Annotated in this window: 11 protein-coding genes and 1 riboswitch; of the genes, 2 read left to right on the forward strand and 9 right to left on the reverse strand. The window is 52.3% G+C overall.

The genetic code is table 11. From position 1 onward, the window contains the following. Positions 1-254: 254 nt before the first annotated feature. On the forward strand, positions 255-467 hold the full coding sequence (locus tag ACJ67_RS10180; RefSeq protein ID WP_231587146.1) for a hypothetical protein: 213 nt from the start codon (positions 255-257) through the stop codon (positions 465-467). Positions 468-576: 109 nt separating this feature from the next. Here the strand turns inward: ACJ67_RS10180 and ACJ67_RS10185 are convergent, their stop codons facing one another. The 7 genes from ACJ67_RS10185 to ACJ67_RS10215 all read right to left on the reverse strand — a co-directional run bounded on the left by ACJ67_RS10185 (position 577) and on the right by ACJ67_RS10215 (position 9,619). Next, positions 577-813, reverse strand: coding sequence for a type II toxin-antitoxin system Phd/YefM family antitoxin (locus ACJ67_RS10185; protein ID WP_049638981.1), 237 nt, complete (start codon positions 811-813; stop codon positions 577-579). Between the two features lie 70 nt (positions 814-883). Continuing rightward, positions 884-1,294 (reverse strand): class I ribonucleotide reductase maintenance protein YfaE, encoded by a 411-nt coding sequence (gene yfaE, locus ACJ67_RS10190; protein WP_049638982.1) that lies wholly within the window; start codon positions 1,292-1,294, stop codon positions 884-886. A gap of 159 nt (positions 1,295-1,453) precedes the next feature. Continuing rightward, positions 1,454-2,587, reverse strand: a complete 1,134-nt coding sequence (gene nrdB / locus ACJ67_RS10195) for a class Ia ribonucleoside-diphosphate reductase subunit beta (protein ID WP_049638983.1) — start codon at positions 2,585-2,587, stop codon at positions 1,454-1,456. Positions 2,588-2,796: 209 nt separating this feature from the next. Next, entirely contained in the window at positions 2,797-5,076 is a 2,280-nt protein-coding gene (nrdA, locus tag ACJ67_RS10200; protein WP_049638984.1) for a class 1a ribonucleoside-diphosphate reductase subunit alpha, read from the reverse strand. 134 nt (positions 5,077-5,210) lie between these two features. Continuing rightward, positions 5,211-5,433: riboswitch (cobalamin riboswitch) on the reverse strand. 284 nt (positions 5,434-5,717) lie between these two features. Continuing rightward, a complete protein-coding gene (locus ACJ67_RS10205; protein WP_231587147.1) occupies positions 5,718-7,988 on the reverse strand; it encodes a TonB-dependent receptor in 2,271 nt (756 codons plus the stop codon). Between the two features lie 88 nt (positions 7,989-8,076). Further along, entirely contained in the window at positions 8,077-9,078 is a 1,002-nt protein-coding gene (locus tag ACJ67_RS10210; protein WP_156171672.1) for a FecR domain-containing protein, read from the reverse strand. 1 nt (position 9,079) lies between these two features. Continuing rightward, positions 9,080-9,619 carry a sigma-70 family RNA polymerase sigma factor gene (locus ACJ67_RS10215; protein ID WP_304413711.1) on the reverse strand — a complete coding sequence of 180 codons (540 nt, stop codon included), beginning with the start codon at positions 9,617-9,619 and terminating at the stop codon, positions 9,080-9,082. Between the two features lie 221 nt (positions 9,620-9,840). Between ACJ67_RS10215 and ACJ67_RS10220 the strand changes: the two genes are divergently transcribed. Further along, positions 9,841-11,106, forward strand: a complete 1,266-nt coding sequence (locus ACJ67_RS10220) for an OmpP1/FadL family transporter (RefSeq protein ID WP_049638987.1) — start codon at positions 9,841-9,843, stop codon at positions 11,104-11,106. 7 nt (positions 11,107-11,113) lie between these two features. Here the strand turns inward: ACJ67_RS10220 and ACJ67_RS10225 are convergent, their stop codons facing one another. Then, complete coding sequence (locus ACJ67_RS10225) at positions 11,114-12,367, reverse strand: PepSY domain-containing protein (protein WP_049638988.1); 1,254 nt, start codon at positions 12,365-12,367, stop codon at positions 11,114-11,116. 12 nt (positions 12,368-12,379) lie between these two features. After that, positions 12,380-14,785: a TonB-dependent siderophore receptor gene (locus ACJ67_RS10230; RefSeq protein ID WP_053092895.1), complete on the reverse strand. Its 2,406-nt coding sequence runs from the start codon at positions 14,783-14,785 to the stop codon at positions 12,380-12,382. Positions 14,786-14,847: the final 62 nt, after the last annotated feature.

Consider the following 14,847-nt stretch of genomic DNA (forward strand, 5'->3'; position numbering starts at 1 on the left):
GCAACCGGATTTCACTGATTAACCACGTGCAGGTTGCTAGGCTACATGGGAAAAGTATCATTTAACTACAACACAAAAATTCAACTTAGAAGTGAAATCCGATGCGTTTTATGCAAAAAACCCTTTAAATTATTGAATTAACGATAAAAAAACCATCTTTACAATGTATACATCCCTAAAAATCTTTGATATGGTAACGATATATCACTATAAATATGGTGTTTTACACCGCACAAAAGTCGGGGTGACATTGAATGATGAATGTTCCAGGAAAGTTTTTGTACACGATTCGTAGTGCGAATGGTGTGCTGGTTGAGAACTTGCAGGTATTCGGCAAAACACGCAGCGAGGCTGATGAAAAAATCCGCCAGATGTATTGGCGTTGCGAGATTATCAGCTGCAATATGGTTTCTAAAGACTCGAAAGCACGTACACCACATATAAAAATGCAGTGGGTACGCCCCTAACATGGGGAGGATAGGCTGGCGTTAAGAACCTGCCCGTAATTGCGAACTCCAAAAGCGCTTGTTTTTACAGGCGCTTTTTTTATTGCTAAAAACAATGGCGGGTTAGCTGTTATAGGCTGAAAAGACGAGCCACTTTTGTTTTGCCCATTGTGTCAAAATCATCGGGAACCTTGATTTGGCCACTCATGAAACCAATACGCTTAGGGTTAGCTACTGTGGCATCTAACTTGATGACTTTTACTAGAGGCTGACCAGCCTTAGCAATAATGAAAGACTCACCATTCACAGCTTGGTCTACCAATTTTGAAAGCTGTGCTTGGGCTTTTTGAATATCAATAATCTTCATGATTGAGTGGGTAAGCTAGTTTTAGTGAGTCTAATTTAAAACGTCACATGACTTGCGTAAAGAGCTTTTATCAAAACAATGACAGGTTGCGAGCCTGCACGTTATTTTTAACCACTCTTCTACGCAGCAGTTTTTTCACGGGCGTGTCTGCCGTTGGCAGGTCTTCATCAAACAAGGATTGCTGTGCGGGGAACATATCGTCTTGCATCTGCGCGGTTTGCAGGTCAAAGCGGAGTTCGCAGTCTAGCCATAAATCGGATTTTGGCACGCAGCAGCATGGCAAAATTTCATCGGCGGCGATAAAGGCGAGTGGCAGTTCAACGTAATCGACTTCACCATCGAGCATGCGCACGCGGCAGGCACCACAAAAACCGCTCCGGCATTGATACTCTACTTCGTGGCCTGTACGTTCCAGACCTTCGAGCAGGGTTTCTTGTGGGAGCAGGCTAAAGCGGCTGTGCTGGCTGCGGATGCTGATCACTGTAAAAAAGTCTTTTCAAGCTTAATAGCGAAACAATCGATAAGTGACTGTGCGGGATAAAGTGCAAGGCGCCCGGAACGCAACAACTGAGACAGTACAGATAGTACGGCGAAGTTGTGAGTACCGCGCAACGCTGCAATTTGCCCGCAAAGCCACTTATTACAGTTCAAAATCGTTCAGGTCGTCGGCCGAAACCTCGGAATCAATCTGACCAATCAAGTATGAACTTAATTCTACTTCTTGCGGTGCGACCTGCACAGTGTCTGAGGCCAGCCAGGTGTTGATCCATGGAATCGGGTTGTTTTTGGCATTGGGGAATGCTGGTGGCAAACCGACTGAGGCCATACGGGTGTTGGTGATGTATTCCACGTATTGGCACAGAATGTCTTTATTCAAGCCAATCATTGAGCCATCTTTAAACAGGTATTCTGCCCATTCTTTTTCTTGCTCGGCGGCGGTTTTAAACATCTCAAAACATTCAGTGTGCAACTCGGCAGCGATCTCGGCGAACTCGGGGTCGTCTTGCCCTGAGCGCATGATATTGAGAATATGCTGGGTGCCGGTGAGGTGCAGGGCTTCGTCACGCGCAATCAGGCGGATGATTTTGGCGTTGCCTTCCATCACCTTGCGCTCGGCAAAGGCGAACGAGCAAGCAAAGCTGACATAAAAGCGGATGGCTTCGAGGATGTTGACGTTCATCAGGCAGCGGTAAAGCAGCTTTTTCAGCTCGCGCTTGTTAACCACTTTAGTTTCGCCGTTGATGACATGATTGCCCTCGCCCAGCTGCGAATACAGCATGGTCTGCTGAATCAGCTCGTCGTAATAATGGGCGATATCTGACGCACGCGCGGTGATGTTTTGATTGCGCACGATGTCGTCAAAAATGACGGAAGGGTCATTGATGATGTTGCGGATGATGTGGGTGTATGAGCGCGAGTGGATGGTCTCGGAAAACGCCCAGGTTTCAATCCAGGTTTCCAGCTCGGGCAGCGACACCAGCGGCAGCAAAGCCACGTTCGGGCTACGGCCCTGGATGGAATCCAGCAGCGTCTGATACTTCAGGTTGCTGATGAAAATATGCTTTTCATGCTCGGGCAGGCCCTGGTAGTCAGCACGGTCTTGCGACACATCCACCTCTTCCGGACGCCAGAAGAAGGAGAGTTGCTTCTCAATCAACTTCTCGAACACGGGATATTTTTGCTGGTCATACCGCGCCACATTGACGGGCTGACCGAAGAACATGGGTTCTTTGAGTTGGTCGTTGTCGGTTTTGGTGAAGATGCTGTAGGCCATCTGTGTTCCTAATGTTTAAGTTTAATGCTCAAACTGTTTTTTAATTGTACTTATTACCCCACTGCAATAAGCGTTGAATCAGTGAGCGAGCGGGATAAAGTGCAAGGCGTACGGCACGCAGAAACCGGAATGTACACGAGAGTACATGAGGATTTCGCGCACCGCACAACGCAGCAATTTGCCCGCGCAGCCACTGAGTCAATGCTTATTTAAATTTTGCAGGCTCCGCTGGCACACCCATCGTCTTCCGCTTCCGTGCCGCCTTCAGTCGCACCGTCTCTGGTGTTGTGGTAGTACAGCGTTTTAATGCCCAGCTTGTACACTTGCAGCAAGTCTTTGAGCAATTGCCTCATGGGCACACGGCCACCTTCAAAACGGGTCGGGTCGTAGTTGGTGTTGGCAGAAATCGATTGATCGACAAACTTCTGCATGATGCCCACCAGCTTAAGGTAACCGTCATTGCTTGGAATTTTCCATAGCAACTGGTACTGGTCACGCAGGCGGTCGATCTCTGGCACGACCTGGCGCAGGATACCGTCTTTGGATTGCTTGACTGTCACTAGGCCGCGCGGTGGCTCAATACCATTGGTGGCGTTGGCGATCTGGCTGGACGTCTCAGAAGGCATTAGCGCAGTCAGGGTAGAGTTGCGCAGGCCGTCTTTCTGGATTTCTTTACGCAGGCTTTCCCAGTCGAGCAGCAATGGTTCGCTGCAGACGGCGTCCAAGTCTTTTTTGTAGGTATCAATCGGCAAAATACCTTTGGCGTAGGTGGTTTCGTTAAACGCACCACATGGGCCAAATTCGCGGGACAACTGCACGGAGGCTTTGAGCAGGTAATACTGAATCGCCTCAAAGGTGCGGTGGGTCAGTCCCAGTGCGGCTTCATCGGTGTAGCTGGTGCCGTTTTTCGCCAGGTAGTAAGCGTAGTTGATGACGCCCACGCCGAGTGAACGGCGCTTGTTGGTGGCGTTGAGGGCCGCTTTGACCGGGTAATCCTGGTATTCAAGCAGGGCATCAAGCGCACGCACCACCAGGTCAGCCAGGCCTTCGAGCTCGTCCAAAGACTCCAGCGCACCCAGGTTGAATGCGGATAAGGTGCACAACGCGATTTCGCCTTCTTCATCATTGATGTCGTTCAATGGATGGGTCGGCAGCGCGATTTCCATGCACAGGTTGGACTGACGCACCGGTGCCACGGTCGGGTCAAACGGGCTGTGCGTGTTGCAGTGATCTACGTTCTGGATGTAGATACGGCCAGTCCCGGCACGCTCCTGCATCATGAGTGAGAACAGGTCTACCGCAGGCATGGTGCGCTTGCGGATGCTGTCATCAGCCTCGTATTGCGTGTACAGGCGCTCAAACTCGTCCTGGTCGGCAAAGAAGGCGTCATACATGCCGGGCACATCGTGTGGTGAGAACAAGGTAATGTTCTGGCCTTTGATCAGGCGCTGGTACATCAGGCGGTTGATCTGCACGCCGTAGTCCAAATGACGCACACGGTTTTCTTCCACGCCTCGGTTGTTTTTCAGAACCAGTAATGACTCGACTTCGAGGTGCCACAGCGGGTAGAACAAGGTCGCCGCCCCACCACGTACACCGCCCTGTGAGCAGGACTTCACGGCAGATTGGAACAGTTTGTAGAACGGCAGGCAACCGGTATGCTGCGCTTCACCACCACGGATCTCACTGCCCAGCGCGCGGATGCGGCCCGCGTTGACGCCGATACCGGCACGTTGTGACACGTATTTGACAATCGCGCTCGACGTGGCATTGATACTATCGAGGCTGTCGTCACACTCAATCAGCACGCAGGAGCTGAACTGGCGTGTAGGCGTACGCACACCGGACATGATAGGCGTAGGCAATGAGATCTTGAAGGTAGAAACGGCATCGTAGAAGCGCTTGATCAGATCCAGTCTTGCCTGGCCTTTGTAATTGGCAAACAGGCTCATGGCGACCAGGATGTAGAGGAACTGCGGGCTCTCGTAGATTTTCTTGGTGACACGGTTTTGCACCAGGTACTTACCCTCCAGCTGCTTGACCGCAGCATAGGAGAAATTGAGGTCACGCCAGTGGTCAATATATCCATTCAGCGTATCGAATTCTTCACGGCTGTAATCGCTCAGCAAATGTTTGTCGTATTTGCCGAGCTCGACCAGATTGGTGACGTGGTCAAACAGGTGTGGTGGCTCAAACTGGCCGTAGGCGATCTTGCGCAGGTGAAAAATCGACAGGCGTGCAGCCAGGTACTGGTAATCCGGTGTTTCTTCCGAGATCAGGTCAGCCGCGGACTTGATGATAGTTTCATGGATATCATCAGTACGGATGCCATCGTAAAACTGGATATGGGAGCGCAACTCAACTTGTGACACCGAGACGTTATTGAGGCCTTGTGCAGCCCAGTCAATGACGCGGTGAATCTTGTCGAGGTTAATAGGTTCCTTGCGGCCATCGCGTTTCGTGGCCTGCATGGATTCGTATTGTGACATTATTGGCTCCCAATTCCGGCAGCGAAGGTGACCTGACAAGTGGCAAAGACATCATTTTTTCAGGCCGAGCAACCCCTATGTCGAGCCCGCTTCTGAAAAAACTGTATCTGCCGAGGACACCCCGCCCCAAACGTTAACAAGAAAAAAATCACGGTAGGTCTCCTGGCTCTCAGGTCACCATTATTTGCTTGTGCCTTCCCGAATTTACTCAGTGGCATCGATGGCAGCAAACAACTCGCTGATCACAGTTGCGGGGGCAGCCCTGGCTTAGTGATTCCTGCGCAGTTTCACGCACCAGGTTCCCTATTAAACACAGAAGAGGACACTCTTCTGCGTACCGTATGGATGCGACTATAAAACAATATCTATGGCTTTTCAATTACAGAAAACACAATATATTGATTTATTTTGATTGACAACGGGCAACTGGTTGTTTTTATTGGGGAATATTTTTTTACGATTTTGCAGCGGACAAATAGGCTTGCTCACATGGCATTTTTAAAGCAACTAGATGCAGCAGTTTTTTGAAAATGACTGGGTTGTATGGTGTTTAGTGCAGGCCCTCCCCACAAGGCCAGCCTGCACTCTCACCTGCATTATCTTGTCACTTGATGATCAAGCGATCTATGGTTTTCAGCCGACTAAAAAGTGGCAGCTACACTGAACAGTACGCTACGCCCTGGCTGATAAAGTGGCGTGACGGTGCCAAAGCCTTGATAGGTCGCGCGGTCCGCGTAGGTATCATCAAACAGATTACGCACATCCACGCGCCACTTGGTTTTGACTGCCCACTGAGGTTGATATTCGGCATAGAGATTAAACACTTCATACGACGGGAACGATAATGTCCCCGCACTGACTTTATTGTACTTTTGCGCAAACTCTGCATCGCCACCGACGGTCACGTTGACAGACGGAAAATGATGACCCACGGTCACATATAAAATCTCGCCAACCGGGGTTGCAAGGTAATTACCGGTATCGCTGTCGGTAGGCGTACCGTCAATGGTGACATCGATGTCTGCCAGTCTTGCACGGGCAAAACTCTGTTCCCACTGGTAGGCCAGACCCAGTTCATATCCACGTGTGCGTACATCTCTGGCCAATACGCCACTGTTGGCAGCAAACCGGGCCGCACGGGCGTTGTCTATCTGCGTTTCAAACACCTTGGCATCGGCCGTAAAGCCATAAAAACGGCTTTGCAAACCGAAGAAATAGTTATCTGCTTTGGTGGCTTTTGGACCACGCCCGTAGTTCCATGCCGTGTTCATGATAAAGTTTTCTGCCATCTGGCTACCGCTAAACACCTCGGAATACCCTGCTTTCACCGTAAGCAACTCAGGTACCACAGCCAACTCACCCGAAATGTTGGAACTGAGTCCGGAGTGTGACCAACTGCTGCCTTGAGTACCCGTGAGTTCATGGTGGTCGTTGCGAACACCTGCGGAAAGGTGCAAAGGTTGCCAGGGATTGATTCTCGCCTGGACATAAACACCCCGGTTGTTTGCTTTCTCTTCAGCCTGGAAAGTGCGATCCTTGTAATCTGCTTTGTCACGATAGAAATCGATACCAGCCGTAATGCTACCTATATCGATTGGAAAACGGTTTTCAAACTTACCGTTAAAGCTGCTGGTTTCTCCTGTGCCAGGATAAATCACAGTCCCTCCGGCAGTAAAAATAGGCACAGTGATTTCAGTCTTGCTATAGGCCAATATGGCCGTCGGATTCCACCAGTGGTCAGGGTTCACTTGCGTATACCGCAGAACAGTATTGTCGCGGGTCATCTCATAGTCACGCACACGTGGCTCCCATGCCGGGCGGCCTGAAATAAACCCGATATTGCCACGGAAAGGACGTGCAGCATCGTCCCGCACCCGCTCATGACTTAATTGTAATCTGTGGCCATCCTCTGCTTCGGCGCCCAATTTAAAGAAACCGCTGACCAGGTCGGTGCCTGTGCCATCGACTTTGTCGCCATTGCCCGCTTCAAACCTGTTGCCGTTGGCGACGGTTAAATAGGCTAATCCATCCAGTTGTTCAGAAGCAGCATATCCAGCCAGGGTCTGGCTGAAAACATCGCCATTGGTATTAAAGCTGGAGCGGATATAAGCGCCTTTGCCGGGCGAAGTGAGAAAGTCACGCGCGTTTTTGGTTTCGTAGGCAATCGAACCAGCAATGGCACCAGCGCCTGCATCCGCGGGTGCCACGCCCGCATTGACGCTCACTGCCTTCATAAATAATGGATCGATCAATGTGGTCCCGTTATGGTGAAAGACTTTATTGTTTTGACGACTGCCGTCGATGGTGACTGCCAGATTGGTTTCCTCAATCCCGTTCACATAGACTTTTTGCGACATGGGCGTAGAACCGCCAACTTTGACCGAGGGCTGCCCGTTAAAGATACCGCGTACGTCACTCGGGTTGTTACGCGCAAGGGCCGCTTCGTCAATTAGTATGGTGACAGGCTCCTTAACAGGCACAGATTGATCAACCTTGGCAGATACCGCCACTTCAGGCAGTGTTTCTGCCTGTTGAGAGAGTGGCTGGAGAGTTGGTTCTTTGCTTGCCACTACCACCGTAAAATGGGTGTCACCGGTTTGCTTCAAGGCCAGGCCACTGTTAAGCAACAAGGTGTGCAAGGCCTGCTCTGCGCTGTAGCGGCCTTTGAGGGCTGCGGTTTTTTTATCGCCAATCAACGCGGCATTTGCGCTGAGGCTAATGCCGGTTTGTGCCGCGACCTGCGTTAAGGCAGTTGATAGCGGCCCGGCGGCAATATCAAACATTTGCGTGGTTTCTACAGCTTGTGCCCAAGCGGCGGACACAAATGGATTCAGCAGCGTGACAGGCAACAGCATTGCAGTGCGGACTGCCAGCGTGAGCAGATGGGGGCGAAATGAAACAGGATACGGCATGAGATCGGGCTCCAAAGTTGAGTATTAAAAGCGTTTCAACTGGTATGCCGGATGAACGTCAAAAAAGGGAACTCTGCTAGGAAATTGTTTATCGCGCGGCGATCGCCAGACCACCAGCCGCATCCTGATGGATGCGTACTGGCAATACGTTTTCGACGGCAGCCAGGATCAAGGGGATGTCTAGCTGGGGATGATTGAGAGGATACACCCCGACCAGGCGCAAATTTGCCACCGCGGGCTGCACGCGGATAGGGACACTGGTATACCGATTCAACTCGGCAATAAAATGGGCTAACGGCAGATTGTCTGCGACGAGTTGCCCGCGTGACCAGGCTTCACGCGCGAGGTCAGCACGGCCATCGGCAATGACACCACTCTGCGTAAAGCTCGCCTGCTGCCCTGCCAGGATATCCACACTCGCAGCATCATGCGGGCTAATACGAACCGCCCCTTCAAACACAGCCACATGCCCGCCTTGCGGATCGCCGCGTACCGTAAAGCGTGTGCCGAGTGCGGTCAAACGGGCATGCAGCGTCTCGACGACCAATGGCCTGGACGGTTGCTGCAGATCATGCGCCGTGGTGACCAGGATTTCGCCCTGATGCAACACAATGCGTCGCAGATGCTGGTCATAATACACATCGACGGCGGTGGCGGTATTCAATGCCAGCAACGTTCCTTCTGGCAGGCGCCACTGCTTGCGCTCACCGACCTGCGTGCGGTAACCGGCATGGGCAATCGCATAGGTATTTAGCCAGCCACGCCACGGCAAGGCCTGGCGCAAGAGCAGGCCACTGGCAAGGACAGTGACACCCAGACCCAATCGGCGCAAGGTACGGCGACGTTCAATGGAGTGCACCTGTTTCAAGGTCGCTCTCGCAGTGGCTGCGGGCACCGCATTTGCAAGCTGTTTAAAAGGCTGGCTGATAGCTTCAACGCGTTGCCAGACTCGCGCATGTGCCGGATCTGCCGCCAGCCAGGCTTGCCAACCAGCGTAATCCTCTGGCTGCGCAGCCTGATCCTGCAAACGCGCAAACCATTCTGCGGCCTGACTTAACACCCGCTGCTCTTCCATAGGGTCAGCGCGCATCTCATTTACCCTCATTGATCATGAGGCAAGCCAGCATGGCCTGTGCCATGTATTTTTTTACCATGCGCTCGCCGACGCCCAACCGCTCACCAATCTCGCGATAGCCGAGACCATCCAACTGAGACAACAGAAAAGCTTCGCGTACTTTGGGCTTGAGGCGATCCAGCAATTGATCAATGCGGATCAGTACCTCCAGGATTAAAGAACGCTCTTCGGGAGAGGCAACGAAAGACTGGGACATCACAGCCAGTGTCTCCTGCCACGCACGCTCAACTTCTTGGCGGCGCCAGTGATCTATCAGCAAGTGTTTGGCAATCTGCGTGAGGTAGGCCCTGGGTTGCTCTAGGGTATGCACATTGCGCTTGCCATGCATCATGCGCAAGAAAGTATCCTGTGCCAGATCAGCGGCCTGCTCACTGCAGCCAAGCTTGCCTCGCAGCCAGGTCTTTAACCACCGATGATGATCCATATAAATACTTTCAACGGTCTGCTGCCCTAAAAACTCTTTCGCCAACATGCTGATCACTGTAAATGATAACAATTCTCATTTTAACACGGGTGAGCAACTTTTTAATATGCTGCCTTCATATGTGTGCGAAAGGGACTGGCAATGACGCATGCATCACCGCTGATGCTGAATGTATGGTGCGCCTGGCCTATTTTCCTTAAGAATAAATAGCACGCAATTTCCCCTTTATTATCGCGACACAAGGTGGCCAGACTGTGCGAAACTATGCGCTATAAATAATAGTTCATGCCGCAATGATTTCTACCCGCCTTTTCAGCATACACTTTGCCACCGCGCTCGCCTTAGCAGGCACTACGAGTGCTGTATACGCCACCAATGGCATCAACCTGATCGGCTTCGGTGCTGAATCAACGCTGATGGGAGGTGCCGACGTGGCCGTGGCGCGCGATACCAGCGCGCTGAATACCAATCCGGCCGGCCTGACACAGATCAAGGCGCCGCTACTGGATATGTTTGGCTCCATGCTGCGTACCACAGACCTGGTACACAAAGACCCGCGCAACGAGGAGCATGCCTCTAACCGTTACACCTTTCTGGGCGGTGGTGGATATGCGCGACCACTGGAGAATACCGATTGTACAGCGGGCATAGGCTTGTTCGCCCAAGGTGGCGCAGGCGGCGTATTCGAGAAGTTGCGTACGCCGTTTGGCAATCGCGATGATCTTTCCTCGCTATTTGGCATCGCCAAAATTATTCCTGGCATTGGCTGCCAGGTGACCGAAAAGCTTTCACTAGGTGCCAGCTTGAACCTGGTCTATGGCAGCATAGAGCAGGACTTTTTTTCCAACACATCAGTAGGCACGGCCTTTGCTGGTTACAAATTAGAAGACGCCTCTGCGATACGTACAGGTTTCAAGCTGGGCATGCAATATCGGGTGACGCCGACGCTGACGCTAGCCGCTGCCTATACCGAAAAAACCGAGCTCCCCATGACGGGTGGCACACTGACGGCTGACTTCACAGGTGCAGGATTGGGCAAAGTGAAGTATTCCGACGCTTCAGTGAAAGGGTTTGCTTTACCGCGCGAAGTAGCAGTAGGTTTGGCATTCAAGCCGACAGATGACTGGCTGCTGTCATTCAAGCTCAACTGGCTCAATTGGGATGATGCCATTAATGACGTCAAACTGCGTGCCACAAAACCCAATAATGCTGCCGCCCCTGCCGTGTATGGTTCAACCAACCCTGCTGACTGGAAAGACCAGTGGGTCGTTGCAACAGGGGTTGCTTACACATGGAGCGACAGGACGACGCTTTATGCAGGCCATAACTATGGCAAAAACCCAATTCCACGGCAGAACTCCAGCCCGTTACTGGCGGGCATCCTCGAGCATCACCTGACTTTTGGTGCGGCACGCAAGATTGACCAGCACTGGCTGATGACTGGCGGCGTGGAATGGATGCTGCCGGTACGTGAAAAATATAACAGCGCCTTGCTTGGTGACTCAGAAATCCGCAATGAAGCCCTTTTCCTGCACTTTATGTTGAGCCGTCGCTGGTAGTCTTACGCTAACATTTTGATACAAGCCCTGCCTTACGCACGGACGGCTTCATCACTTTTTTGCCTGCGCGCTTTCTGCTCCATATCAACACGCTAGTCACGGAAATGGCGACAAGTGCCAGACCCGTTAAACAAACAAATATCCGGTAAGGCAAGCCAAACACCTGCCCCATATGCAACGCGCCTAACCAGTTGCTAAAGGTATTACCTGCTTCTCCCTGAGTCGGCAACCACCATCCTTTGAGAGCACCGGTCTGGGCATCAATCAGAATAGCCGTATTGCCCCTGTCTTCGCGCAAATCGGCAGAACTGTGCACCGAGTACATGTATACGCCGCGCACGCGGTCTAAGCGCAACCTGTCTTCAAAATCAATCTTTAAGCCACGTGCTTGTGCAAAGCCTTGCATGGCCTGCCGCGCCATATGATGCGCCTGTGGCCAGGGCATGGGCAAGCGGTCCAGTGGCTGTTCCAGCTTGGGCACACTGCGCCACGACAGGTCAAATGGCATGACCTTGGACATGATGGGCAAGTAAACCTGGTCACGCAAATTAAACATGACGCTGGACCATGCAAAAATGAGCAACACCGTGCACAGCCACAGGCCCAATGCACGGTGCAGGTCAAAATTGATACGCGTGGCACTGGCCTGCCATTTGACCAGCCAGGCCGGTCGCCAACGTTGCCAGAAGCGGGTTTTAGCGTTTGCCTGCCGTCGGGGTAGTGTTAAGGCGAAGGCCACAAAGGTATCCAGTGTCCATAACACGGCGACGATACCCATGATCAGGTGCCCGCTTTTACCCGGCAAGGCAAGCGAATAATGCAATCGATAGAGAAAGGTGATCAGGGTTTCCCGCTGAAACGGGCTTTCGCCATATTTACGCGCGCCCAACCTGGCTCCGGTTTGCGGGTCAATAAATAGCTGGTCAGCGACCGTTTCGGTTGCAAGCGGGTCAGCGGGACTGAGTCGGAACGCCAGTACCCGTTCAGTCAGGCCAGAAGCCACTTCTGCATCTGGCAATTTAAACAGCACCTCATCTACCAGTGTCCCCGCAGGCGCTTGCTGCTGCGCCAGGGCTTGCAAGCGGTAAGCATCAAGCACCGGCTTATCGGGTTGCCAGGCTGGCCGGAACAGTTGCGGGTTTAACCAGGCATCCAGCTCATCCTCAAACGCGATGATCGCGCCGGTGAAGCCGGAAATGATCAAAAAAGCGGCCATCGCCAGGCCCACCCAGCGATGCCAGAGTACAAGTGTGTGTCGCATTAACCGTGCTTTTTACCAATGATAGTTAAGTTGTGCCATGACGTTGCGGCGGAAGCCCCAGCGGCAGCCGTCACCGTAGTACCCGCAGTTGGAAACATATTCCTTATCGAACAGATTGCTGGCATTGAGGGCAAATTGCCAGCCTTTCCAACCTTCGCCCAGCTGGGTCAGGTCGTAACGAACGGCCACATCCACCAGCGTATAGGATGGTAAGCGGATGGTATTGGCATCATCACCGTAGCGGCTGCCGATGTACCGCACACCGCCGCCCAGCGTCATGCCCTGTAACAACGCGGTTGGGAAGCGGTAATCGACCCACAGCGAGGCGGTATGATTAGGTACATGATTAGGGTCTTTGCCTTCGAACGCGATGCCTTGTGCATTGCGGTTATTGCTTTTGGTGATCTCAGGCAGAAGGTAGGTATAACTGCCAATGATGGACCAGGCATCCCATTGGGTTTTGGCCTCCAGTTCAATCCCGCGTGAACGCACTTCACCTTGCTGCAACTGGAAGTTAGGATTCTGCGTATCTTGTGTCGTCACGTTTTGCCTGCGCAAATCGAACAAGGCCACGGTATATAAACTCTGGCTTTCTTTAGGCTGGAAACGCAAGCCCAACTCATACTGTTTGCCGGTTTCCGGTTTGAAAGCAGACCCTGCGAACGTGGTGCCTATGACAGGCAGGAAAGATTCGGTATAGCTCGCATAAGGGGAAAGGCCATTATCGGCCAGGTAGACCAGGCCCGCACGCCAGGTTTCAGCCTGGTCTTTTTGTGAAGAAGAAGCCGATGGTGTACGCAAATTATCGGTTTCCATACGCGTCCAGTCTTTACGGCCACCCAAGGTCGCTACCCATTTACCGTCAACCTTGATCTGGTCCTGCAAATAAGCCCCTGTCTGGCGTTGGCGTTGTTCAATATTGGCACTTTCAGCCAGGTTAACGGCTGTTTGCCCATAGACAGGTGCATAGATATCCAATGTACCTGCCAGTGCAAAGGTACGGCGCTGATCGTTGTTCAGGCGCTGGCTATCAATCCCGGCAACGACAGTATGCTCAAAGTCACCGTGTGACCATTTCGCTTGCAAATGACTATCTACCACCAGGTTATCGACATCTTCCTCATTGCCACCCGTCTCACGCGTGATGGTGCGCTGGTCAGCCTGCAACGCCCGCAAATAGGTAGAAATCGCATCGGTGGTCATACGCTGGTAGCGCAGGTTCTGGCGGAAGGTAAAAGTCTGGTTGAAGACATGCTCAAACTGGTAGCCTAATGAATAACGTTCCTGCTCGTATTTATCCAGACCGGGTTCACCAAGGAAGCGGCTAGTCGACACTTTGCCAAAACGGCCGTCCACTAATGTCCCTATACGCGGCCAGGCCTGGTAGCCCTGGCCGCGGTCATTTTTCTGGTAATCAGAGAGCAATGTGAGCGTCGTAAAATCGCTAGGGCGCCAAGTCAATGACGGCGCAATATAAATGCGGTCGTCTTTCACATGATCAATCTGGGTATCACTGTCCTGCACCAGGCCAGCAACACGATAAGACCAGATGCCATCCTCGGTGAGGTAGTCACTGAAGTCGCCGTTCACTTGCTTGCGGTCGTATTGCCCGAGAACAACACCCACTTCATGTAAAGGCTTATCCGTTGGCCGTTTGCTCACCAGATTCACGATCCCCCCAGGCGCGCCCTGCCCATATAAAATCGACGAGGGTCCCCGCAGCACTTCTACACGTTCCAGGCCAAACGGTTCCATCACTGTACCGCCCTGGTTACTGAATGCATAATTGCGCAGGCCATCGCGATACTGGTCACGGCCGATGCTGAAACCGCGCACGCCTATGGTATCTGCGCGTGGATCAGGCCCATTGGACTCCGCAACAATACCAGCGCTGTAACGCAAGGCTTCCCCCACAGACTGCACCGCCTGCATGGTCATCTGGTCACGCGTGATGACGGAGATCGACTGCGGAGATTCCAGAATATCGCTGTCGGTTTTGGTCGCAGTGATATTGCGCTTGGCGACATAGCCTTTCATCCTGGCATTCGCCCGCTCTCTCTCGGCTGCGCCGGCCACACTCACTTCCGGCATCAATTGGGGTTCTGCATGGCTTTTTTCAGGAGGTGGCGCTTTAACCAGTGTAAAGCCACCACCTGGCGTGGCTTTAAGTTCCAGGCCGCTGCCGTTCAATAATTTATCCAGCGCTTGGCGTACGCTGTAATCACCCTTGAGTGCAGGTGACTTCTTGTTTTCAGTCAGTCCGGTAGAGAAAATAATGCGTTCCCCGGTTTGATGCGCCAAGGCATTGAGCGCTTTATCCAGTGGTTGCGATGGTATGTCGAGCTCAACCGCATGGACGGAAGTGACAAGGCTGGCCATCAACATGGCCAGTAGAGTAGGTTTGCAAATATGTGACATCTTTTTTCCAGTGATTATTTACTTACACTGGTATGTCGTTTGAGCGTAGAAAGATGTTGATG

The organism is Methylophilus sp. TWE2, from assembly GCF_001183865.1.
Taxonomy (GTDB): Bacteria; Pseudomonadota; Gammaproteobacteria; order Burkholderiales; family Methylophilaceae; genus Methylophilus.

Excerpts from the sequence above, each read along its gene's own strand:
- ACJ67_RS10180 (WP_231587146.1), top strand. The coding sequence starts at position 255 with ATGATGAATGTTCCAGGAAAGTTTTTGTACACGATTCGTAGTGCGAAT.
- ACJ67_RS10185 (WP_049638981.1), bottom strand. The coding sequence starts at position 813 with ATGAAGATTATTGATATTCAAAAAGCCCAAGCACAGCTTTCAAAATTG.
- nrdB (WP_049638983.1), bottom strand. The coding sequence starts at position 2,587 with ATGGCCTACAGCATCTTCACCAAAACCGACAACGACCAACTCAAAGAA.
- nrdA (WP_049638984.1), bottom strand. The coding sequence starts at position 5,076 with ATGTCACAATACGAATCCATGCAGGCCACGAAACGCGATGGCCGCAAG.
- ACJ67_RS10205 (WP_231587147.1), bottom strand. The coding sequence starts at position 7,988 with ATGCCGTATCCTGTTTCATTTCGCCCCCATCTGCTCACGCTGGCAGTC.
- ACJ67_RS10210 (WP_156171672.1), bottom strand. The coding sequence starts at position 9,078 with ATGCGCGCTGACCCTATGGAAGAGCAGCGGGTGTTAAGTCAGGCCGCA.
- ACJ67_RS10220 (WP_049638987.1), top strand. The coding sequence starts at position 9,841 with ATGATTTCTACCCGCCTTTTCAGCATACACTTTGCCACCGCGCTCGCC.
- ACJ67_RS10225 (WP_049638988.1), bottom strand. The coding sequence starts at position 12,367 with ATGCGACACACACTTGTACTCTGGCATCGCTGGGTGGGCCTGGCGATG.
- ACJ67_RS10230 (WP_053092895.1), bottom strand. The coding sequence starts at position 14,785 with ATGTCACATATTTGCAAACCTACTCTACTGGCCATGTTGATGGCCAGC.